The sequence below is a fragment of the Streptomyces sp. NPDC047880 genome (assembly GCF_040706515.1).
Classification (GTDB): domain Bacteria; phylum Actinomycetota; class Actinomycetes; order Streptomycetales; family Streptomycetaceae; genus Streptomyces.
The window spans coordinates 321,487-343,308 of sequence record NZ_JBEZOK010000004.1; the positions used below are offsets into that span (position 1 = coordinate 321,487).

Here is a 21,822-nt window from a genome sequence, read left to right on the forward strand (position 1 = left end):
TTCGTGACAGCGCTTTCACGAGCAGGCAACCCGAGCGGTCAGCCCATTACCCACAGGTAACGCATTGACTTCACCTCGGCACGCCCCTAGCTTGCAAGCGTTGTCCCGGCAGCCTCCGGATCTCTCTCCGGAAATCCGTTCTCATCTTTCTGACCTGCGGATTTACTCGCCAAGTCTCGTGACAACGCAGTCTCACCAGCATCTGTACCGGTTCCGCACGACCAGGAGAGACAGTGACGACCAGAACCACCAGCAAGGCGGCCGTGATCGCCGCCGCCGGACTCCTCCTCACCGCCTGCGGCTCCTCCGACGACGGCTCCGGACAGGCCGGGCCCCCGTCGTTCGAGGGGCGCGGCCCCATCTCGTACGTGGCGGGCAAGGACACCACCGGTACCGTCCAGCCGATGCTCGACCGCTGGAACGCGGCGCACCCGAAGGAGAAGGTCACCTTCATCCAGCTGCCGACCGACGCGGACGCCCAGCGGCAGCAGATGATCCAGAACGCGGAGACGAAGTCCGACGCCTACACGGTGCTGTCCCTCGACGTCGTGTGGACCTCGGAGTTCGCCGCCCACCAATGGATCGACCGGCTGCCCGAGAAGCGGTTCCCGCTGGGGAAGATGCTGAAGCCGGTGGTGGAGACCGCCCGGTACCGGGGCGGGCTGTACGCGGTGCCGGCGAGTTCGGACGGCGGCATGCTCTACTACCGCACCGATCTGCTGAAGAAGGCCGGCGTCACCGCTCCCCCCAGGACCTGGGAGGAGATGACCGCCGCGTGCGCCGAGGTGAGGAAGCTCCCCGAGGCGAAGGGCATGTCCTGCTACGCCGGGCAGTTCCAGAAGTACGAGGGCCTGACGGTGAACTTCGCCGAGGCGGTGAACTCGGCGGGCGGCACCGTCACCGACGCGCGCGGCAAGCCGGACGTCGACACCCCCGAGGCCCGCAAGGGCCTGGACTTCCTGGTCCGTTCCTTCAAGGACGGGACGATCCCGAAGAAGGCCGTCACCTACCAGGAGGAGGACGGCCGGCAGGCCTTCCAGTCCGGGAAGCTGGTCTTCCTGCGCAACTGGCCGTACGTGTACTCCCTGGCCCAGAAGAGCGGCATCAAGGGCAAGTTCGGGGTCGCGCCGCTGCCCGGCCTGAACGGGCCCGGCTCCTCCAGCCTCGGCGGCCACAACATGGCCGTCTCCACGACGGCGAAGAACAAGGCGACCGCCCTGGACTTCATCGAGTTCATGACGAACGAGAAGAACACCCGGACCCTCCTGGAGGACGCCTCCCTCGCCCCGCCGTACGCCGCGCTCTACGACGACCGGGCGCTCATCGGTCAGTACCCGTACCTGCCGGTGCTCAAGGAGTCCGTCGTCCGGGCCGTCCCGCGCCCCCGGGTGGTGCCGTACGGCGATGTGACCGCGGCGGTCCAGCAGGAGGCGTACGCCGCACTGAATGGGGACAAGAGCAGCGCGCAGGCGCTGCGGGACCTGCAGAAGGCGCTGCGCAAGGCCGTGGCGCAGTGAAGGCCGGGGTCATGACCGAGGCGGCGGCACGGCCCGAGGCCACGGAGGTCCGGCCGCCGGTGCGGCGGGGACGGGCGAGTGCCGGGACCGGGCGGCTGGCCGCGCTGCTCGTCTCCCCCACACTGCTGGTGCTTGCGGTCGTCGTGCTCTACCCGACCCTGATGGCGCTCAAGGAGTCGCTGTACGGGGCGAAGGGCCTGGACCCTGCGACCGGGTTCATCAGCGACACCGAGCCGTTCGTCGGACTGGGGAACTACGCCGTGATCTTCGGGGAGGCCGGGGCGCGGTTCTGGAACGCCTTCTGGAACACCACCTTCTTCACCGTGGTCACCGTCGGCCTGGAGACGGTGATCGGCGTGGCCATGGCGCTGATCATGCACAAGGCGTTCAAGGGCCGGGGCCTGGTGCGCGCCGGGATCCTGGTGCCCTGGGCCGTGCCGACGGCCATCTCCGGGCTGCTGTGGCGCTGGATCTTCAACAGCGACGGCGTCGCCAACGCGCTGCTCGGTCAGCAGATCCTGTGGACCACCGAGGGCGTGCACGCCAAGGTCGCGGTCATCGTCGCGGAGGTGTGGAAGACGGCGCCGTTCATCGGGCTGCTGGTGCTGGCCGGCCTCCAGGTGATCCCCAAGGAGGTCTACGAGGCGGCCCGGATGGACGGGGCCCGCGCGGTGCGGCGGTTCTGGCACATCACCCTGCCGCTGGTGAAGCCGGCCCTGCTGGTGGCGGTGCTGTTCCGCTGCATGGACGCGCTGCGGATGTTCGACCTGCCCTACATCCTCGTCGGCGCGCAGAAGCACTCGGTGGAGACGCTGTCGATGCTCGCGCAGAACGAGGCGTCCAACGTCCGCTTCGGACCGGCCTCCGCGTACGCGGTGATCCTCTTCCTCTACGTCTTCCTGATCGCGCTCGCGTTCGTGCGGCTGCTCGGCGCCGACCTCGTCGGCGGCGGGCGCGGCAGGAGGCGCCGTCGTACGGAGGTGACGGCATGACGACCCTCATGGCGAAGTGGCGGGGCGGGCTCGTGTACGCGGGTGTCGTCGCGGTCGTGGCCTACTGCCTGGCCCCGTTCTACTGGATGCTGGTCTCCAGCCTGCGCCGCACGAGCGACATCTTCGACACCTCGCTCGTCCCGTCCCCGCTGTCCTTCGAGAACTACCGGGCCGTGTTCGACCCGGTGCAGGGCTTCGGGCGCGCACTGCTCAACAGCCTCGTCGTCGCCGGGATCACGACCGTCCTGGCGCTGGTGCTGGCCACGTTCACGGCGTACGCGATGGCCCGGCTGGAGTTCCGCTTCAAGCGGCTGATCCTGACCCTGATCATCGCCACCTCGATGTTCCCGGTGGTGTCGATCGTGGTGCCGCTGCTGAAGCTGTTCACGGACATCGGCTGGATCAACACCTACCAGTCGATGATCGTGCCGAGCATGTCCTTCGCGCTGCCGCTGGCGGTGTGGAACCTGACCACGTTCTTCCGGCAGATGCCGGACGAGCTGGAGCACGCCGCGATGGTCGACGGCTGCACCCGCGGCCAGGCCTTCCGCAAGGTCATCGTGCCGCTGGCCGCGCCGGGCATCTTCACCACCGCGATCATCACGTTCATCGCCGCCTGGAACGAGTTCCTCATCGCCCTGTCGATGACCAACAAGCCGGGCATGCAGACCGCCACGGTCGCCATCTCCAAGTTCACCGGCGCGACGACGTACGAGACCCCGTTCGGCAGCCAGATGGCCGCGGGTGTCCTGGTCACCGTCCCGCTGGTGGTCATGGTGCTGCTCTTCCAGCGCCGGATCGTCGCCGGGCTCACCGCCGGCGCGGCCAAGTAGCCCCGCCCGTCCCAGCCCCTCATCGCCTCGCCCGCTTCAGAAGGAGCCACGTGTCCCCCACCGCACCCTGGTGGCGCAGTGCCGTCATCTACCAGGTCTACATCCGCAGCTTCGCCGACGGGAACGGCGACGGCGTCGGCGACATCGCCGGCATCCGCTCCCGCCTGCCGTATCTGAAGTCGCTGGGCGTGGACGCCATCTGGATCAATCCCTGGTACAAGTCGCCCATGGCCGACCACGGCTACGACGTCGCCGACTTCCGGGAGATCGACCCGGTCTTCGGCACCGTGGCCGACGCCGAGCGGCTCATCGAGGAGGCGCACGCGCTGGGGATCCGCGTGATCCCCGACATCGTGCCCAACCACACCTCCGACCAGCACGCCTGGTTCCGGGCGGCGCTGGCGGCCGGCCCCGGCAGCGCCGAACGCGAGCGCTACGTCTTCCGCGCCGGGCGCGGACCGGACGGCTGCGAACCACCCAACGACTGGGTGTCCTGCTTCGGCGGCCCGGCCTGGACCCGGCTGCCCGACGGGGAGTGGTACCTGCACCTGTTCGCGCCCGAGCAGCCCGACCTGAACTGGGAACACCCCGAGGTGCGGGAGGAGTTCGAGTCGATCCTGCGGTTCTGGTTCAGCCGGGGCGTCGACGGTTTCCGCATCGACGTCGCCCACGGGCTGGTCAAGCACCCGGAACTGCCCGACCTGCCGCCCCGCCGGGACCCGGACGACGGGCGGCCCCGGCAGCACGTCGACCACCCGCACTGGGACCGGGACGAGGTGCACGAGATCTACCGGTCCTGGCGCAAGGTCGCCGACGAGTTCCCCGGCGACCGCTCCTTCGTCGCCGAGGCATGGGCGGACACCCCCGAGCGGCTGGCGGCGTACGTCCGCCGGGACGGCCTGCACACGGCCTTCAACTTCGACTTCCTGATGTCGAGCTGGGACGCGAAGGACCTGCGGGCGGTCATCGACGGCTCCCTCGGCATGCTCGGGGCGGTGGGCGCCCCGGCCACCTGGGTCCTGTCCAACCACGACGTCGTGCGCCACCCCAGCCGCTACGGCCGCCGGACGGTCAGGCGCTGGGTGGCCAACGAGAGCTACCGCCCCGACGGCCCCCTGGACCTCGACCTCGGCACCCGGCGCGCCCGCGCCGCCGCTCTGCTGATGCTCGCCCTGCCCGGCGGCGCCTACGTCTACCAGGGCGAGGAACTCGGCCTTCCGGAGGTCGAGGACCTGCCGGAATCCGTTCTCCAGGACCCCACCTGGGAGCGCTCCGGTCACACCGACCGCGGCCGCGACGGCTGCCGTGTCCCGATCCCGTGGACCGAGGGCGGCACGGCGTTCGGTTTCAGTCCGGAGGGCGCCACGGGCGAGCCCTGGCTGCCGCAGCCCGCCGACTGGGGCCGGTTCGGCGTGGCGGCCCAGTCGGGGGACACGACCTCGATGCTGGAGCTCTACCGGGCGGCGCTGCGCATCCGGCGCGACCATCCGGCCCTCGGCGACGGCTCGATGGACTGGCTGGACACCCCTGACGGTGTCCTGGCCTTCCGCCGGGAGCCCGGCTTCGTCGGCGTGGTGAACCTCTCGGCCGAGCCGTACGAGCTGCCGGCGCACTCCGCGCTGCTGCTGGCCTCCGGTCCGCTGAGGAACGGGCGACTGGGTCCGGACCAGGCGGTGTGGCTGGCGGTCTGACGGCGCACACCACCGCCCGCGCGGCTCCCGCGCCGGCCGGTCGCGTGCGGCGAGGCCGGCCGCCGCGAGCCGCTTGCCCGGCCCGCGCCGCACGCCGCGCCGGGTCAATCGATCCCGCCGCCCACCGTGAACCCGGTGACGGTCCCGCCTCCTTCCCGCCGGAACGCGAACGGTGCTCCCCCGTGTGCGAGGGCCACCTCGCGGACGATGGACAGGCCGAGGCCGGAACCCGGCAGGGAACGGGCGTCGGCGGCCCGGTAGAAGCGGTCGAAGACCCGGGTGAGGTCGCGGTCGTCGATGCCGGGGCCGCGGTCGAGGACCTCGATGCGGATCCTGCCGGGCCGGGCGGGCCCCGAGACGACGATCTCGATGGGGGCCCTGCCGCCCTGGTCGAACTTGACGGCGTTCTCGACGAGGTTGGACAGCGCCCGGGTCAGCATCCCGGGCCGTCCGTCGGTCGTGGTGTCGCCGCTCGCGCGCAGCAGGATCTGCCGGCTGCTGCGGCGCCGCGCCGCCCCCGCGACCTCCTCGGCGATGTCGGCGACGTCCACGCGCTGCGGCGGCTCGGTGTCGGACTGGCCGGCCGCGAGGTCCACCAGTTCGTTGACCAGGTCGGTCAGCTCCCGGGCCTCCTGGCCGAGGTCGGCGACCAGCTCCTCGCGGGCCTGCGGCGGGAGTTCGTCGATCCGGCGCAGCAGGGAGATGTTGGTGCGCAGCGAGGTCAGCGGCGTGCGCAGCTCGTGGCCCGCGTCCTGGACCAGGCGGCGCTGGTCCTCCTCGGACTGCGCGAGCCGGCCCAGCATGCGGTCGAAGGCCCGGCCGAGGCGGCCCACCTCGTCGTGGCCGGCCACGGGCACCTGGATGCCCAGCCGGCGGGTGCGGGCGACGTCCTCGGCGGCGTCGGTCAGCACGACCAGGCGGCGTGTGATCCGCCGGGCCAGCCACCAGCCGAACAGCCCGGCGCCCACGACCACGGCGGCCATCAGCAGCAGCGTCCGCTGCTGGAGCGCCCGCAGCAGGTCCTCGACGTCGCTGAACTCCTGCGCGACCTGTACCGCGCCCCGGCCGCCGCCGAGGGAGACGGTGGCGACGCGGTAGACGTCGCTGCCCACGTCGACGTCCTTGTGCTCGGCCACCTGCCCGGAGCCGGCCGCGGCGGCGATCCGCACGTCGGTGCCGGTGACGGGCAGTCCGGGACTGCCCGCGTCGACGACGTGCCCGTCCGGGCCGAGCACCTGCACGTCCGTGCGGGCCGGCCGCACCAGGTCGTGGCCCGGCGCGGCGGACGAGAAGTCGCCGGGCGCCATGTGGTTCTGCCGCACCTCGTCGCGCAGGTCCTGCACGACCTCGTCGAACACCGTCTGCTGGTCCACCCGCACCAGCCGGGCGGCGGCGCTGTAGGACAGGATGCCGACGAGGACCGTGACGGCCGCCGTCACCGCCGCGAAGGACACCGCGAAGGTGGTGCGCAGCGACACGAGCTTCGGCCGCCGCCCGGCCGGCAGGCGCAGACGGCCCACTCAGTCCTCCCGCAGCACGTAACCCACGCCGCGCACCGTGTGGATCAGCTGGGGCGCGTCCGGCTCGTCGAGCTTGCGGCGCAGGTAGCCGACGTAGACGGCGAGGTTCTTCGAGCCGGGCCCGAAGTCGTAGCCCCAGATGCGGTCGTAGATCGTCGAGTGGTCGAGGACGATGCCCGCGTTGCGGACCAGCAGCTCCAGCAGCTCGAACTCGGTGCGGGTCAGCTCCAGCTCGCGCGAGCCCCGCCAGGCCCGGCGGGCCTGCGGGTCCATGCGCAGGCCGGCGGCCTCGAGGAACCGCTCCGGGAGCGGCCTGGGCGCCTCGGCCGCGGGGGCGCCGCCGGTGCCCACCGGGCTGGTGCGGCGCAGCAGGGCGCGCAGCCGGGCGAAGACCTCCTCCACGTCGAAGGGCTTGACCACGTAGTCGTCGGCGCCCGCGTCCAGCCCGGCGATCCGGTCGGCGGTCTCCACCAGGGCCGTCAGCATCAGCACCGGCGTCCGGTCCCCCTCGGCACGCAGCACCCGGCACACCTGGAGCCCGTCGATGCCGGGCATCATCACGTCCAGCAGGAGGACGTCCGGACGGTTGCGGTGGGCCTGCGCCAGCGCCTCGACTCCGTCGGCGACCGCCATGACCTCGTAGCCCTCCAGGGTCAGGGCACGCTCCAGGGCGTTGCGGATGGCGCGGTCGTCTTCGGCGAGCAGCACGGTGTGGGGCACGCGTCCAGTGTGCCAAGCCGCCCGGCGCCGGGGACCGTGTGCGCTGCGCCGGGGCATCCTTCTTACTCGGCTCTCACCAGGGGCCGGGCAGCCTCACGGCCGGGCCCTGCCGTCCTCTCACCCGCGGGCCCGGGCGAGCCGGGCCGTGTGCGTCGGGGCGTCCGGGACGTCCGCCGGGCGGTCCACGGCGAACTCCTTGCGCAGGACCGGCACGACTTCCTCGCCGAGCAGGTCGATCTGCTCCAGCACGGTCTTCAGCGGCAGCCCGGCGTGGTCGATCAGGAACAGCTGGCGCTGGTAGTCGCCCGCGTAGTCGCGGAAGGCCAGGGTCTTCTCGATGACCTGCTGCGGGGAGCCCACGGTCAGCGGCGTCTGCTCCGTGAAGTCCTCCAGCGACGGGCCGTGCCCGTACACCGGGGCGACGTCGAAGTAGGGGCGGAACTCGCGCACCGCGTCCTGGGCGTTCTTCCGCATGAACACGTGCCCGCCGAGTCCGACGATCGCCTGCTCGGGAGTGCCGTGCCCGTAGTGCGCGTACCGCTCGCGGTACAGCTCGACCATCCGCTTGGTGTGGTCGGCCGGCCAGAAGATGTTGTTGTGGAAGAAGCCGTCGCCGTAGAACGCGGCCTGCTCGGCGATCTCCGGGGAGCGGATCGACCCGTGCCAGACGAACGGCGGTACGCCGTCCAGCGGGCGGGGCGTGGCCGTGAAGCCCTGCAGGGGCGTGCGGAACTCGCCCTCCCAGTCGACGACGTCCTCGCGCCAGAGGCGGTGGAGGAGGGCGTAGTTCTCGATGGCCAGGTTGATGCCCTGCCGGATGTCCTGCCCGAACCAGGGGTAGACCGGGCCGGTGTTCCCGCGGCCCAGCATCAGGTCGACCCGGCCGTCGGCCAGGTGCTGGAGCATCGCGAAGTCCTCGGCGATCTTCACCGGGTCGTTGGTGGTGATCAGGGTCGTGGCCGTGGAGAGGATCAGCCGCTCGGTGCGGGCCGCGACGTAGCCGAGCATCGTGGTGGGCGACGAGGGCACGAACGGCGGGTTGTGGTGCTCACCGGTCGCGAACACGTCGAGGCCCACCTCCTCGGCCTTCAGCGCGATGGCCACCATGGCCTTGATGCGCTCGCGTTCCGTGGGCGTCCGGCCGGTGGTGGGGTCGGGCGTGACGTCGCCGACGCTGAAGATCCCGAACTGCATGGTCGCTCACCCTCCAGGTTGTTTACTGTTCAACCATACCCGGAGAACCGCGGCCCCCATGCGCCTATTCCCAGGAGGCGGCCCGGCCGGTCCGTTCCCAGGAGGGGGCCCGGCCGGTCCTGGCGAGCAGCCGCTCGAAGGCCGACGCGCCCTCGCCCTCCGGCACGGGTTCCCCGAACACGCCCGTCCTGCGCGCCATCGGCCCGAGCTCCTCCACCGCACCGGCCAGCTCCGCCACGACCGCCTCGTCGGCACCCGGGAAATCCTGGCCCGTCGCCCTCGCCAGGTCCCACACGTGCACCGTCAGGTCCAGCAGCGCCATCGAGCCGACCAGCCGCGCGGGCATGTCCATGGCGCCGGTGGTGCCCTCCTCGGCACCGGGCGCGGACCAGGCCGCCACCAGCCGGTCCGTCTCCCGCACCAGCAGCTCCCGCCAGTCGGGGCTCTCGGCGACCACGTCGGCCGCCTCCCCGAAGGCCGACGCCTCCTTCGCGGCCAGCCGCTGGAACTGCACGATCACCTGGAAGAGATGACCGACCAGGGCCCGCACGTCGTACTCGGCGCAAGGCGTCGGAGCGCCGAGCGCCGCGTCCGGGATCCCCCGCATCACCGGCACCGCCCGCTCCCTCGCCAGGGCCAGCAGCTCACCGATGCCGTACGTCCTCACCGCTTTCGTGTCCATACCCCGACCGTAGGCGGGCCCGGAGCCGCCCATCTTGAAGAAACGCGACGTACGATCCGGCCATGGAGGCACCCCGCCACGACACCCGCGGGATCGTCGACCCGGCCGGGCTGCTGGACCGCGTGCGGTTCCGCCGCCACGAGCCCGCCGGGCCGTTGCGCCGGTACGTCGAGTGGTACTGGCTCATCGACTGGGACCTGCCCGCGCCCTACGCCTCCCACGTCGTCCCGCACCCCTCCGTCAACCTCACCTTCCAGTGGGACGAGGACGAGGGCCCGCCGTACGCCGAGGTCACCGGCGTCGCCCTCGGCCTCTGCACCAGGAAGCTGACCGGGCGGGGCCGCGTCTGCGGGGTGAAGTTCCGCCCCGGCGGCTTCCGGCCGTACGCCCCCGAAGACCCCGTCTCCCGGTGGACGGGCCGCGCGCTGCCCGCCCGGGAGGTGTTCCCGCGGATCACCGGCGACACCGTCCGCTCGGTCGTCACCGCCGCCGGCGACCGGGACCGGGTGGCCGCCCTGGACGCCTTCCTGCTCTCCCTGCCCTGCGCCCCCGACCCGCAGGCCGACCTCGCGATCGACCTCGTCCGGCGCATCCGCACGGACCGCAGCGTGCGCCGCGTCGGCGACCTCGCCCGCGACCGGGGCCTGTCGGTACGGGCCCTGCAACGGCTGTTCGCCACCTGGGTGGGGGTGAGCCCCAAGTGGGTCATCCTCCGCTACCGCATCCACGAGGCCCTGGAACAGGCCGGCACCCGCGACACCATCGACTGGGCCACCCTCGCCGCCGACCTCGGCTACGCCGACCAGGCCCACCTGGTACGGGACTTCACGGCGACGGTGGGGGTGCCGCCCACGACGTACGCGGCGGAGGCCCGCGCCGGACACGCCGGGCCCTACTAGTCCCGCGGCAGGCAACGTTCGCCCCGTCGCGACGCCCGCCACGCCCTCTCGCCGCACCGGCCGAAAGCCCGAGTACGCCCCGTACGAGGGCTTCCGCCCGGCACGCCGAGAGCACGCACACCGGACGCCGCCCCTTCACGGGCACCGTCGCCTGCCGCGGCCCTGGATGTGTCCGCACCCGGCTAGGGCACCAGCACCAGCCGCCCCCGCACCCCACCCCCGTCGAGCCGGGCATGGGCCTTGGCGGCATCCTCCAGGGCGAACGTCTCGGCCACCCGGGTCGCCAGCACGCCCTCGTCCACCAGCCGCACCAGCTCCGCCAGCCGCGCCCCGTCCGCGCTCACCTCGACCGCGCTCGTCCGCACCCCGCGGACCGACGCGGGTTCCGCCTGCGGGATGACACCGACGTACCGGCCCCCGTCACGGACCGCCGCCAGGGCCGGCTCACCGAGCACGGCGGCGTCCAGCACCGCGTCGAAATCGAGGCCCGCGACGTCACCGCTGACGAAACGCCTGGCCCCCAGGGACCGCACGAACGTCTCGTCCCCCTGCCGTGCCAGCCCGGCCACCGGTATCCCCCGGTGCGCGGCGAGCTGGACGGCGTATCCACCGACCGCCCCCGCAGCACCCGTCACCAGCAACGACCGCTCCGGTGTCAGCTCCAGCAGGTCCAGGGCCTGCGCGGCGGTCAGCGCGTTCAGCGGCAGGGTCGCCCCGTGCACCATGTCCACCGAGGCGGGGGCCAGGGCCACGGCATCCGCGTCCACGACGACGTACTCGGCGTGGGTGCCCAGCGGCTTGACCATGCCGTAGTCGAGCGCCACCACCTCGTCCCCGACGCTCCACGCACCGGCCGGCCCCACCGCGTCCACCGTCCCCGCGACGTCCCAGCCCAGCCCGATCCGCTTGCCCGCACCCCCGAACACACCGGCCCGCACCCCCGCGTCCACGGGATTCAGCGAAGCGGCCGACACCTTGATCCGCACCTGACGCGCACCCGGCTCGGGCACCGCGCTCTCCACGACCTCCACGACCTCCGGCCCACCGAACGAATTCACCACTACAGCACGCACAGCGACGCTCCTTGGATTGCCGTGGTCCGGGACGTCCTCCCGGCCATGCGCGCAACCCTAGGAAGAGTTACTATCCATTGGTAAGTAGTTACCTGCGAGTGCGTATGTACCCCGGAGGTGAGCCATGCCGACCATGACGGCGGCCCAGCGGCGCGAGCAGGCCCGCGCCGAGTACGACGCGTTCCTCAAGAGCTGCCCCACCAACCAGCTCCTGGACCGCATCAGCGACAAGTGGGTCAGCCTGGTCGTGGCCGCCCTCGCCCAGGGCCCCCTGCGCTACAGCGACCTCGGCCGCAAGATCGCCGGGGTCAGCCCCAAAATGCTCACCCAGACCCTGCGCACACTGGAACGCGACGGCCTCCTCAGCCGCACCGTCACCCCGTCCGTCCCGGTCCGCGTCGACTACGAACTCACCCCCCTCGGTCACAACCTCGCCCAGCTCCTGACCGCCGTGAAGGACTGGGCGGAGAACCACTTCGACGAGGTCGCACAGGCCCGCGAACGCTACGACGCCGAGACCGCCGACGCCTGACGCCGACGTCACGGGACCAGGCCGGGCATGCGAAGCTGACCGCCATGTCCGTGCTCCGCTCCGCCGCCCTCTTCGTGCTCGCCGCGCTGCTGGAGATCGGCGGCGCCTGGCTCGTCTGGCAGGGCGTGCGCGAGCACAAGGGCTGGCTCTGGGCGGCCGGCGGTGTCCTCGCCCTCGGCGCCTACGGCTTCGTCGCCACGTTCCAGCCCGACGCCCACTTCGGCCGTGTCCTCGCCGCGTACGGCGGGATCTTCGTCGCCGGTTCGATCCTGTGGGGCGTGGCCGCCGACGGCTACCGCCCGGACCGCTGGGACGTCACGGGCGCACTGGTCTGCCTCGCGGGCATGGCCGTCATCATGTACGCCCCGCGAGGGCACTGACCCCCGGCCCCGGGCGTGCTCAGAACGGCTCGTCGGGCGGCAGCAGGCCCAGCTGCCCCAGGAAGTCCATCTCGTCGAAGTACAGCCGGTAGTCGACGATCCGCCCGTCCTTGACGGTGGCGATGTCCACCCCGCGGATCCGGATCTCCTTCTGCGTCGGCGGCAGCGTCTCCCCGTTGGGCAACTCCAGCGGTCCCGTGTTCCGGCCGTGGTAGACACCCTCGTCGATGGCCGTGTCACCGGCCTCGTAGGAGTGCAGCGGCTGGAACGTCGCCTCGGGTACCGCCTCCGTCATGGTCCGCCAGTAGTCGACGATGGCGTCGCGCCCGCGCAGCTCGCCCTCGTCGGGAGTGAAGGCGACCGCGTCCTCGGCGTACAGATCGGCGACGACCTTCAGATCGGCGTGCCCGGTGACCGCGTCGGTGAGCCGGTCCATGACCTCACGTGCCTGACCCATGATCCACCTCCCGGAGAAACAGGGGAACACCCAGCCTCATTCTCCCACCGCCGCCCCCTTCTATCCTGGCCGCAAGCCCGGCGCAGACGCCGGCCAGCCACCCACCGAGGAGCTCCCATGGCCACCGCCGCCCCGCCCGCAGCCTCCCGCATCGCCGTCGTCACGGGTGCGAGCAGCGGAATCGGCGCCGCCACGGCCCGGCAGCTCGCCGCGGCGGGCTACCGCGTCGTCCTCACCGCGCGCCGCAAGGACCGCATCGAGGCCCTGGCCGAGGAGATCACCAAGGCGGGCCACCAGGCCACGGCGTACGCCCTCGACGTCACGGACCGCGCGGCCGTCGACGAGTTCGCCACGGCCTTCAAGACCATCGGCGTGCTGGTCAACAACGCGGGCGGCGCGCTCGGCGCCGACCCGGTCGCCACCGGCGACCCGGAGGACTGGCGCCGGATGTACGAGACGAACGTCCTCGGCACCCTCAACCTCACCCAGGCCCTGCTGCCCAAGCTGATCGCGAGCGGCGACGGCACGGTCGTGGTCGTCTCCTCCACGGCCGGCCACGGCACCTATGAGGGCGGCGGAGGCTACGTCGCCGCCAAGCACGGCGCCCACGTCCTCGCCGAGACCCTGCGCCTGGAGATCGTCGGACAGCCGGTCCGCGTGATCGAGATCGCCCCCGGCATGGTCAGGACCGACGAGTTCGCCCTGACCCGCTTCGGCGGCGACGAGGAGAAGGCAGCCAAGGTCTACCAGGGCGTCGCCGACCCCCTCACGGCCGACGACGTCGCCGAAACGATCACGTGGGCGATCACCCGCCCCGCCCACGTCAACGTCGACCTCCTGGTACTGCGCCCCCGAGCCCAGGCGTCGAACACGAAGGTGCACCGGGAGCTGTAGAGCCTGCCGGTCAGCCCTTCACGCAGACGACCTGCTTCAGCTTCGCCACGACCTCCACCAGATCGCGCTGCTGATCGATGACCTGCTCGATCGGCTTGTAGGCGCCGGGGATCTCGTCGACGACCCCGGAGTCCTTGCGGCACTCCACGCCCTGGGTCTGCTGCTCCAGGTCCGCCGTGGTGAACCGGCGCTTGGCCGCGTTGCGGCTCATGCGCCGGCCCGCGCCGTGCGAGGCCGAGTTGAAGGACTTGGCGTTGCCGAGACCCTTCACGATGTACGAACCCGTACCCATGGAGCCCGGGATGATCCCGTACTCGCCGGAGCCGGCCCGGATCGCGCCCTTGCGGGTCACGAGCAGGTCCATCCCGTCGTAGCGCTCCTCGGCCACGTAGTTGTGGTGCGCGCTGATCTCCGGCTCGAAGGCGGGCTTGGCCTTCTTGAACTCCTTGCGGACCACGTCCTTCAGGAGCGCCATCATGATCGAGCGGTTGTGCCTGGCGTACTCCTGCGCCCAGAACAGGTCGTTGCGGTACGCCGCCATCTGCGGGGTGTCCGCGACGAACACCGCGAGGTCGCGGTCGACCAGTCCCTGGTTGTGCGGGAGCTTCTGGGCCACGCCGATGTGATGCTCGGCGAGTTCCTTGCCGATGTTCCGGGAACCGGAGTGCAGCATCAGCCAGACAGAACCAGTCGTATCCGTGCATACTTCGACAAAATGGTTTCCCCCGCCGAGCGTTCCCATCTGCTTGGTGGCGCGTTCCTGGCGGAACTTGACCGCCTCCGCCACCCCGCCGAACCGCGCCCAGAAGTCGTCCCACCCGGCGGTGGCCAGCCCGTGGAACCGCCCCGGATCCACCGGGTCGTCATGCATCCCCCGCCCCACGGGAATCACCTGCTCGATCCTCGACCGCAGCCGGGACAGGTCGCCGGGCAGGTCGTTCGCCGTCAGGGACGTCTTCACCGCCGACATCCCGCAGCCGATGTCGACACCCACCGCCGCCGGGCACACCGCGCCCTGCATGGCGATGACCGAACCGACCGTCGCGCCCTTGCCGTAGTGCACGTCGGGCATCACGGCCAGGCCCTTGATCCACGGCAGCGTGGCGACGTTCTGGAGCTGCTGGAGCGCCGAGCCCTCGACCGACGCCGGGTCGGCCCACATCCGGATCGGCACCTTCGCACCCGGTACCTCTACATACGACATAGCGTCCTCAATCCCCCGTAAACGAACAGAAGTCTTCAACAGCAAATACCGGAGCCAAGGTCGACGAAAAGGAAATCGGACCGGCGTTCACGGCAGTGCGTGCGATACACATTGTGTCCATCGCCCGCTGTACGGCGGCAAGCCAATATCCGTGTCGAGAGGAGCCACCACGTGCAACGAAAGGCGTGCGTGCCCGGTGTCGCCGTGCTCCTCGCGGCGGTCCTGGCCGGCTGCACCGGCGGCTCGGCCGACGGCGGCCCGACGGACGACTCCAACTCCGGCGACACCGGCACGGCCTCACCCGCCGCCGAACCCGGCCGCTACCGCACCCTGCCCGACCCCTGCGTCGAGGTCGGCGACAGCACCCTCGACGAACTGCTCCCGGGCATCCGGCAGATCAGGGACGAGGAGCAGCGCGAGAAGGCCTACGCGGGCGAGCCGGCGACCACCTTCGACACCGACCGGAAGGTCGGCTGCCGCTGGAAGGTGGACTCCCCGGCGGCCACCGACCACCTGCTGATCGACTTCGAGCGGGTCGTGTCCTACGACAACGCCGTCAGCGACGACAGCCAGGCCGAGCAGCTCTTCGCGGAGCGGGAGGCCGCGGCCCATCTGCCCGAGCCGACCGCCACGCAGACGGCGCCCTCCGGCAGCGCCACGGCGAGCGGTTCGGCCGCCGCGTCGAGCGGCTCCCCGGCCCCGTCCGGTTCCTCCTCGCCCTCGGCGTCCCCCTCCGCGACCCCGACCGAGCTGCAGCCCCGGGTGCTGGAGGACCTCGGCGACGAGGCGTTCCTCGACGACGCGCTGAACCGTTCCGGTTCGACGGCCGAGCAGCGGACGGTGACTGTGGCGTTCCGCACGTCCAACGTCATCGTGACCATCGAGTACGCGGAGCAGCCGGCGACCGTCGGAGTCGTGCCGGACAGCAAGGAAATGCAGGACAGGGCGCAGAAACTGGCCTCCCAACTGGCGGAGTCCCTGGGCGACTGAGGCCCCTTCACTGCCCCTTCACGGCCCCACGCAAAGCGCTCGAAGGAAGAACACACCGCTGTCTCACCGCGTACGGTGACCACTCGGACCCGTTCCGACCGCAGGGAACCACGAGCGTCATGAGTGAAGGAACCATGCAGCGACGAGCACAGCGAGAAGAGCGAGACCAGCGAGCGAAGCGCCTGAGCCGCGCCCTTGTCTGCGCGGCCGCCGTCCCCGTGATGCTGGTCGCCGCCGGCTGCTCCTCGGACTCCGGCTCCGGCGACAGCACGGACAAGGCCGCCGAGGCCGCGGCGTCGGGGTCGGCGAGTCCGTCACCGACCGTGAAGGCGGCGGCGTACGGCAAGCTTCCGGAGGCGTGCAAGGCGCTTCCGGAGAAGACGCTGAAGGACCTCGTACCGAAGAGCAAGTCCGGCAAGGAGGGCAAGTCGGACGACATCTCGACGCGCGCCAGCTGCTCCTGGAACAGCCTCGACAACAACGGCGTGAAGGGCTCGCAGTTCCGCTGGCTGAACGTGTCGATGCTGCGCTTCGAGTCGGACGTCACCCGCGGCCCGGCCGACAAGCTGGCCCAGGAGTACTTCGAGAAGCAGGTCCAGGAAGCGCAGGCCGTCGAGGGCGCGAAGAGCGTCAAGACGGAGCCGGTGGCCGGTACGGGTGACCAGGCGACGGCCGTCCACTACGACCTGAAGAAGAAGGAAGGCACCTTCAAGCAGCAGACGGTCGTGGCGCGCGTCGAGAACGTCGTGGTCACGCTCGACTACAACGGCGCGGGCCTGGCCGGGGACAAGACGCCGCAGGGCGGCGACCTGCTGAAGGACGCGAAGAAGGCCGTCAAGGAGGCCGTGGAGGCAGTGTCGGCCGCGAACGGCAAGGGCGGCGGCACGGCGGACGGCGCCCCGTCCCAGCCGTCGAAGTCGCCCTCGAAGTCGGCTTCCAAGGAGGCGTCGGACGAGCCGTCGAAGGGCGCCTCGGCCTCGCCGTCGAAGAAGCCCGCGGCGAAGAGCTGAGAAGTCCCTGAGGAGTCCCTGAGAGGTTCCGACGGGAACCGGCCACCCGTTCTCCGCACACATGTGCCACCCTGTTGCGCGCAACAACACGCAAGGGGAGGGGAGTACGGGTGGCCGCGCCACTGCAGCTGACTCGGATGCACCGCGTTCTCATCGGCGTGGTCGTGGCCGGCGCCGTGATCATCGCCGGTATCGGCTTCGCCGGTTCGTACGCGGCGGTCCGCGAGTTGGCCATCAAGAAGGGCTTCGGGAACTTCTCCTACGTCTTCCCGATCGGCATCGACGCGGGCATCTGCGTCCTGCTGGCCCTGGATCTGCTCCTCACCTGGATCAGGATCCCGTTCCCGCTGCTGCGCCAGACGGCCTGGCTGCTGACGGCGGCCACGATCGCCTTCAACGGCGCGGCCGCGTGGCCGGATCCGCTCGGTGTGGGCATGCACGCGGTGATCCCGGTGCTGTTCGTGGTCGCGGTCGAGGCGGCCCGGCACGCGATCGGCCGGATCGCCGACATCACGGCCGACAAGCACATGGAGGGCGTGCGCCTGACGCGCTGGCTGCTGTCGCCCGTCCCCACGTTCCTCCTGTGGCGCCGCATGAAGCTGTGGGAGCTGCGCTCCTACGACCAGGTGATCAAGCTGGAGCAGGAGCGGCTGGTCTACCAGGCCCGGCTGCGGTCCCGCTTCGGGCGGGCCTGGCGCAGGAAGGCGCCGGTGGAGTCGCTGATGCCGCTGCGGCTGGCGAGGTACGGGGTGCCGCTGGCGGAGACGGCCCCGGCGGGCCTGGCCGCGGCGGGCATCGAACCGGCCCTGCTGCCCCCGGTCCCGCAGCAGGCCCTGGACGCGGCGGAGCCGAAGACGCTCGCGGCGGAACCGAAGGCGCTCGCGGCGGACGCCGCCCTCGCTGCGGACAGCCGCGTCACGGCGGCGGCACAGGCGGGCGCGGCGGCGCCCCGCGGCGGGCGGCGTCCGGAGTTCGACGGCGCCCCCTACGCGCAGGAGCCCGGCCCCGAACCCGAAGCGGACGAGAGCCCCTGGTTCAACACCCCGCGCGATGTCGAGTACCAGGGCGGTTACGACCCGGCCTACGACCCCGACCAGTACGCCCAGTGGATCGCCGAGCCCCCGCAGGCCGAGCAGTACCCCGACCGGCCGCAGGAGGGCTTCTCCCCGGAGGACACCGGCAGCTTCCCGATCCCGGTGGGCCCCAACCGCACCCGTGAACTGGGTGAGGGCGGCGGCACGCCCCCGACGCCGGAGCCGGACGAGGAGGCGTACTACCAGATCTTCCGTGAGTCGATCAAGAGCGGGAACGGAGCGCCCACCCCGCGCGGGTTCATGGCCGACGTCGAGACGACGTACGGCGTCACGCTGGAAGAGGCCGAGTCCAAGCGCATGGTGAATCGCTTCTCCAACCGTCTCAACGCGGAGCTGACGGACGAGCACATCGCCTGATCCGCGCCGGCGCACCCACGCGCAGACGCACCCGCAGACGGAGAAGGGGCCCTCGGTGAGGGCCCCTTCTCCGTCGTCACGGCGACGGATCCGCTACACCGCGAGCAGGGAGCGCACCCGCTCCTGTCCCACCGCCAGCAGCAGCGTGGGCAGTCGTGGGCCGGTGTCGCGGCCCACCAGCAGGTGGTACAGCAGGGCGAAGAAGGACCGCTGGGCGGTCTTGATCTCCGGCGGCAGCTCCTTCGGCGTGGCGTCGGCGGAGAACCCGGCCTGCACCTTCGGAACGCCGTACACCAGGTGCGTCAGCCCGTCGAGCGACCAGTGGTCGGCCAGCCCGTCCAGCAGCAGCCGCAGCGACTCGCGGCCCTGCTCGTCGAGCGACTTCAGCAGCTCGGCGTCCGGCTCGTCCCGCACGATGGTCCGCTGGTCGGCGGGGACGTGCGTGTTGATCCAGGCCTCGGCCTTGTCGTAGCGCGGGCGCGCCTCGTCGAGCGAGGTCAGCGGCTGCTCGGGGTCGAGCTCGCTGAGGATGCGCAGCGCCTGGTCCTCGTGGCCGGCGGTGATGTCCGCGACGGACGCCAGCGTCCGGTACGGCAGCGGCCGGGACGTCCGGGGCAGCTCACCGGCGGCCGTCCCCACGGCACGCGCGTGCGCGGCCACGTCGGCCGGCAGGGCGCTGCCGTCGGCGACCTTGGCGTCCAGCCGGTCCCACTCGTCGTAGAGCCGCTGGATCTCCTGGTCGAAGGCGACCTTGAAGGACTGGTTGGGCCTGCGGCGCGCGTACAGCCAGCGCAGCAGCTGCGGCTCCATGATCTGCAGGGCGTCGGCCGGGGTGGGCACGCCGCCCTTGGAGGACGACATCTTGGCCATGCCGGAGATCCCGACGAAGGCGTACATGGGCCCGATCGGCTGCTTCCCGCCGAAGATGCCGACGATCTGCCCGCCGACCTGGAACGACGACCCGGGCGAGGAGTGGTCGACACCGGAGGGCTCGAACACGACCCCCTCGTACGCCCAGCGCATCGGCCAGTCGACCTTCCAGACCAGCTTGCCGCGGTTGAACTCCTCCAGCCGGACCGTCTCCGAGAAGCCGCACGCGGTGCAGGCGTACGTCAGCTCGGTGGAGTCGTCGTCGTAGGCGGTCACGGTGGTGAGGTCCTTCTCGCAGTTGCCGCAGTACGGCTTGTACGGGAAGTACCCGGCGGCGGTGGAGCTGCCGTCGTCCTCGCCGGCCGCGCCGGAGCCCTCGGCGGCCACCAGCTCGGCCTCGTCGACCGGCTTCTGCCCCTGCTGCTTCTTGGCCGGGGCCTTCTTCGTGCGGTACTGGTCGAGGATCGCGTCGATGTCGCCGCGGTGCTTGATCGCGTGCAGGATCTGCTCGCGGTACACCCCGGAGGTGTACTGCTCGGTCTGGCTGATGCCGTCGAACTCCACGCCCAGCTCGGCCAGCGACTCGATCATCGCGGCCTTGAAGTGCTCGGCCCAGTTCGGGTGCGCGGAGCCCTTGGGCGCCGGGACGGACGTCAGCGGCTTGCCGATGTGCTCCTGCCAGGCCTCCTCGTCGACCCCGGCGATGCCCTTGGGCACCTTGCGGTACCGGTCGTAGTCGTCCCAGGAGATCAGGTGGCGCACCTGGTGGCCCCGGCGGCGGATCTCGTCGGCGACGAGGTGCGGGGTCATGACCTCGCGCAGGTTCCCGAGGTGGATGGGACCGGACGGCGAGAGCCCGGACGCGACGACGACGGGTTTGCCCGGGGCCCGGCGCTCCGACTCCTCGATGACCTCATCCGCGAAACGGGAGACCCAGTCGGTGGTCTCGGTGCTCTGAGCCACGATCGGCACGTCCTTCTTTCTGCATCGGGCAGCCGGTACGGTCGCACGGCTGACCGCACCATTGTCCCAGACCCTCTCGCGCCCGGAAAAACGGCTTTACCCCCGTGGGATACTGGCCGGGTCCATCGATTTCCCCTAGGAGAACGGCACCCTCGCCCATGGCCTCGGTCACGTCCCTCAGCGACTCCGTCCACCAGCGCCTCGCGGCGGCCCTGTCGGCGGCTCTGCCGCAGGCCGGCTCCGCGGACCCGCTGCTGCGACGAAGCGACCGGGCCGACTTCCAGGCCAACGGGATCCTGGCCCTCGCCAAGAAGGAGAAGGCCAACCCGCGCGAGCTGGCCACGCAGGTCGTCTCCGGTGTCGAGTCGGGTGAGCTGATCAAGGACGTCGAGGTCTCCGGCCCCGGCTTCCTCAACATCACCCTCACCGACCGCGCGATCACCGAGAACCTCGCCGCGCGCTACGCCGACGACACCGGCCGCCTCGGCGTGCCGCACGCCGAGCAGCCCGGCACCACGGTCATCGACTACGCCCAGCCGAACGTGGCGAAGGAGATGCACGTCGGTCACCTGCGCTCCGCGGTGATCGGCGACGCGGTGACGCGGATGCTGGAGTTCACCGGCGAGAACGTGGTCCGGCGTCACCACATCGGCGACTGGGGCACCCAGTTCGGCATGCTCATCCAGTACCTGGAGGAGCACCCGCACGGGCTGGACCACAGGGCCGACGAGGTCTCCGGCGAGGAGGCGATGTCGAACCTCGACCGCCTCTACAAGGCCGCCCGCAAGGTCTTCGACTCCGACGAGGAGTTCAAGACCCGCGCCCGGCGCCGGGTGGTGGACCTCCAGGCGGGCGACCCGCAGACGCTGGCCATGTGGCAGAAGTTCGTCGACGAGTCGAAGATCTACTTCTTCTCCGTCTTCGAGAAGCTGGACATGGAGATCCGCGACGCGGACATCGTCGGCGAGTCGGGCTACAACGACATGCTCGCCGAGACCTGCCGCCTGCTGGAGGAGTCGGGCGTCGCGGTCCGCTCCGAGGGCGCCCTCTGCGTGTTCTTCGACGACATCAAGGGCCCGGACGGCAACCCGGTCCCGCTGATCGTGCAGAAGTCGGACGGCGGCTACGGCTATGCGGCGACCGACCTCTCGGCCATCCGTGACCGCGTCTTCAACCTGAAGGCGGACAGCCTCATCTACGTCGTGGACGCCCGCCAGTCCCTGCACTTCAAGATGGTCTTCGAGACGGCCCGGAAGGCGGGCTGGCTGAACGACGACGTGACCGCCTACCAGCTGGCGTTCGGCACGGTCCTCGGCAAGGACGGCAAGCCGTTCAAGACCCGTGAGGGCGAGACGGTCCGCCTGGTCGACCTCCTCGACGAGGCGATCGACCGTGCCTCGGTGGTCGTCCGCGAGAAGGCCCAGGACCTCTCCGAGGAGGAGATCGCCGAGCGCGGCGCCCAGGTGGGCGTCGGCGCGGTGAAGTACGCGGACCTGTCGACCTCGGCCAACCGGGACTACAAGTTCGACCTGGACCAGATGGTCTCGCTCAACGGCGACACCTCCGTCTACCTCCAGTACGCCTACGCCCGTATCCAGTCGATCCTGCGCAAGGCCGGCGACGCCCGCCCCGCCGCACACCCCGAGCTGGAGCTGCACGAGGCGGAGCGCGCGCTCGGCCTGCACGCGGACTCGTTCGCGGCGACGGTCGCGGAGGCGGCGACGGAGTACGCCCCGCACAAGCTGGCGGCGTACCTGTACCAGCTGGCGTCGCTGTACACGACGTTCTACGACAAGTGCCCGGTCCTCAAGGCCGGGACGCCCGAGCAGGTCGAGAACCGCCTGTTCCTCTGCGACGTCACAGCGCGCACGCTGCACCGGGGCATGGCCCTGCTGGGCATCCGGACGCCTGAGCGGCTCTGACGCCGGGCCCTGACGGACAGGCCGAGGG

At 71.2% G+C, this 21,822-nt stretch carries 20 protein-coding genes; 12 read left to right on the forward strand and 8 right to left on the reverse strand.

What is annotated here, in order from left to right:
- Nucleotides 1-233 precede the first annotated feature (233 nt).
- The 4 genes from AB0937_RS09400 to AB0937_RS09415 are packed head-to-tail and all read left to right on the forward strand — an operon-like array spanning nt 234 to nt 5,033.
- Nucleotides 234-1,517 (forward strand): ABC transporter substrate-binding protein, encoded by a 1,284-nt coding sequence (locus AB0937_RS09400; protein ID WP_366710599.1) that lies wholly within the window; start codon nt 234-236, stop codon nt 1,515-1,517.
- An 11-nt stretch (nt 1,518-1,528) separates the two neighbouring features.
- Nucleotides 1,529-2,509, forward strand: a complete 981-nt coding sequence (locus tag AB0937_RS09405; protein WP_366710601.1) for a sugar ABC transporter permease — start codon at nt 1,529-1,531, stop codon at nt 2,507-2,509.
- Complete coding sequence (locus tag AB0937_RS09410) at nt 2,506-3,342, forward strand: carbohydrate ABC transporter permease (RefSeq protein WP_366710602.1); 837 nt, start codon at nt 2,506-2,508, stop codon at nt 3,340-3,342. Before AB0937_RS09405 ends, AB0937_RS09410 begins: the two co-directional genes overlap by 4 nt.
- Nucleotides 3,343-3,392: 50 nt before the next feature.
- Nucleotides 3,393-5,033 (forward strand): glycoside hydrolase family 13 protein, encoded by a 1,641-nt coding sequence (locus tag AB0937_RS09415; protein ID WP_366710604.1) that lies wholly within the window; start codon nt 3,393-3,395, stop codon nt 5,031-5,033.
- A gap of 104 nt (nt 5,034-5,137) precedes the next feature.
- On the opposite strand, the gene AB0937_RS09420 is transcribed toward AB0937_RS09415, so the two are convergent.
- The 4 genes from AB0937_RS09420 to AB0937_RS09435 all read right to left on the reverse strand — a co-directional run bounded on the left by AB0937_RS09420 (nt 5,138) and on the right by AB0937_RS09435 (nt 9,149).
- The gene (locus tag AB0937_RS09420) at nt 5,138-6,553 is read right to left on the reverse strand and encodes a HAMP domain-containing sensor histidine kinase (protein ID WP_366710605.1); all 1,416 of its coding nucleotides are present in this window, start codon (nt 6,551-6,553) and stop codon (nt 5,138-5,140) included.
- Nucleotides 6,554-7,273, reverse strand: a complete 720-nt coding sequence (locus AB0937_RS09425) for a response regulator transcription factor (RefSeq protein ID WP_366710606.1) — start codon at nt 7,271-7,273, stop codon at nt 6,554-6,556.
- A 117-nt stretch (nt 7,274-7,390) separates the two neighbouring features.
- A complete protein-coding gene (locus tag AB0937_RS09430) occupies nt 7,391-8,467 on the reverse strand; it encodes an LLM class flavin-dependent oxidoreductase (protein ID WP_366710607.1) in 1,077 nt (358 codons plus the stop codon).
- Nucleotides 8,468-8,531: 64 nt separating this feature from the next.
- Entirely contained in the window at nt 8,532-9,149 is a 618-nt protein-coding gene (locus AB0937_RS09435; RefSeq protein ID WP_366710608.1) for a TIGR03086 family metal-binding protein, read from the reverse strand.
- Nucleotides 9,150-9,211: 62 nt separating this feature from the next.
- On the opposite strand from AB0937_RS09435, the gene AB0937_RS09440 reads away from it, so the two are divergent.
- Nucleotides 9,212-10,048: an AraC family transcriptional regulator gene (locus AB0937_RS09440; RefSeq protein WP_366710609.1), complete on the forward strand. Its 837-nt coding sequence runs from the start codon at nt 9,212-9,214 to the stop codon at nt 10,046-10,048.
- Between the two features lie 182 nt (nt 10,049-10,230).
- Here AB0937_RS09440 and AB0937_RS09445 read toward each other — a convergent pair whose 3' ends face one another.
- Nucleotides 10,231-11,121 (reverse strand): NADP-dependent oxidoreductase, encoded by an 891-nt coding sequence (locus AB0937_RS09445; RefSeq protein WP_366710610.1) that lies wholly within the window; start codon nt 11,119-11,121, stop codon nt 10,231-10,233.
- 124 nt (nt 11,122-11,245) lie between these two features.
- Between AB0937_RS09445 and AB0937_RS09450 the strand changes: the two genes are divergently transcribed.
- The gene (locus AB0937_RS09450; protein WP_366710611.1) at nt 11,246-11,653 is read left to right on the forward strand and encodes a helix-turn-helix domain-containing protein; all 408 of its coding nucleotides are present in this window, start codon (nt 11,246-11,248) and stop codon (nt 11,651-11,653) included.
- Nucleotides 11,654-11,697: 44 nt separating this feature from the next.
- Nucleotides 11,698-12,033 carry a YnfA family protein gene (locus AB0937_RS09455; protein WP_366710612.1) on the forward strand — a complete coding sequence of 112 codons (336 nt, stop codon included), beginning with the start codon at nt 11,698-11,700 and terminating at the stop codon, nt 12,031-12,033.
- A 19-nt stretch (nt 12,034-12,052) separates the two neighbouring features.
- On the opposite strand, the gene AB0937_RS09460 is transcribed toward AB0937_RS09455, so the two are convergent.
- Complete coding sequence (locus tag AB0937_RS09460) at nt 12,053-12,490, reverse strand: nuclear transport factor 2 family protein (protein ID WP_366710614.1); 438 nt, start codon at nt 12,488-12,490, stop codon at nt 12,053-12,055.
- Nucleotides 12,491-12,607: 117 nt separating this feature from the next.
- On the opposite strand from AB0937_RS09460, the gene AB0937_RS09465 reads away from it, so the two are divergent.
- A complete protein-coding gene (locus AB0937_RS09465) occupies nt 12,608-13,384 on the forward strand; it encodes an SDR family NAD(P)-dependent oxidoreductase (RefSeq protein WP_366710615.1) in 777 nt (258 codons plus the stop codon).
- Nucleotides 13,385-13,394: 10 nt separating this feature from the next.
- Here AB0937_RS09465 and AB0937_RS09470 read toward each other — a convergent pair whose 3' ends face one another.
- Entirely contained in the window at nt 13,395-14,588 is a 1,194-nt protein-coding gene (locus tag AB0937_RS09470; RefSeq protein WP_366710617.1) for an RtcB family protein, read from the reverse strand.
- A gap of 171 nt (nt 14,589-14,759) precedes the next feature.
- On the opposite strand from AB0937_RS09470, the gene AB0937_RS09475 reads away from it, so the two are divergent.
- From AB0937_RS09475 to AB0937_RS09485, 3 genes are all read left to right on the forward strand, one after another.
- On the forward strand, nt 14,760-15,578 hold the full coding sequence (locus AB0937_RS09475; RefSeq protein ID WP_366710618.1) for a DUF3558 domain-containing protein: 819 nt from the start codon (nt 14,760-14,762) through the stop codon (nt 15,576-15,578).
- Nucleotides 15,579-15,697: 119 nt separating this feature from the next.
- The gene (locus AB0937_RS09480) at nt 15,698-16,588 is read left to right on the forward strand and encodes a DUF3558 family protein (protein WP_366710619.1); all 891 of its coding nucleotides are present in this window, start codon (nt 15,698-15,700) and stop codon (nt 16,586-16,588) included.
- Between the two features lie 110 nt (nt 16,589-16,698).
- Nucleotides 16,699-18,039, forward strand: a complete 1,341-nt coding sequence (locus AB0937_RS09485) for a DUF2637 domain-containing protein (RefSeq protein ID WP_366710620.1) — start codon at nt 16,699-16,701, stop codon at nt 18,037-18,039.
- Between the two features lie 93 nt (nt 18,040-18,132).
- On the opposite strand, the gene lysS is transcribed toward AB0937_RS09485, so the two are convergent.
- Nucleotides 18,133-19,881, reverse strand: coding sequence for a lysine--tRNA ligase (lysS, locus tag AB0937_RS09490; RefSeq protein ID WP_366710621.1), 1,749 nt, complete (start codon nt 19,879-19,881; stop codon nt 18,133-18,135).
- Between the two features lie 149 nt (nt 19,882-20,030).
- Here lysS and argS point away from each other — a divergent pair, with 149 nt between their 5' ends.
- Nucleotides 20,031-21,794, forward strand: a complete 1,764-nt coding sequence (gene argS / locus AB0937_RS09495) for an arginine--tRNA ligase (RefSeq protein ID WP_366710622.1) — start codon at nt 20,031-20,033, stop codon at nt 21,792-21,794.
- Nucleotides 21,795-21,822: the final 28 nt, after the last annotated feature.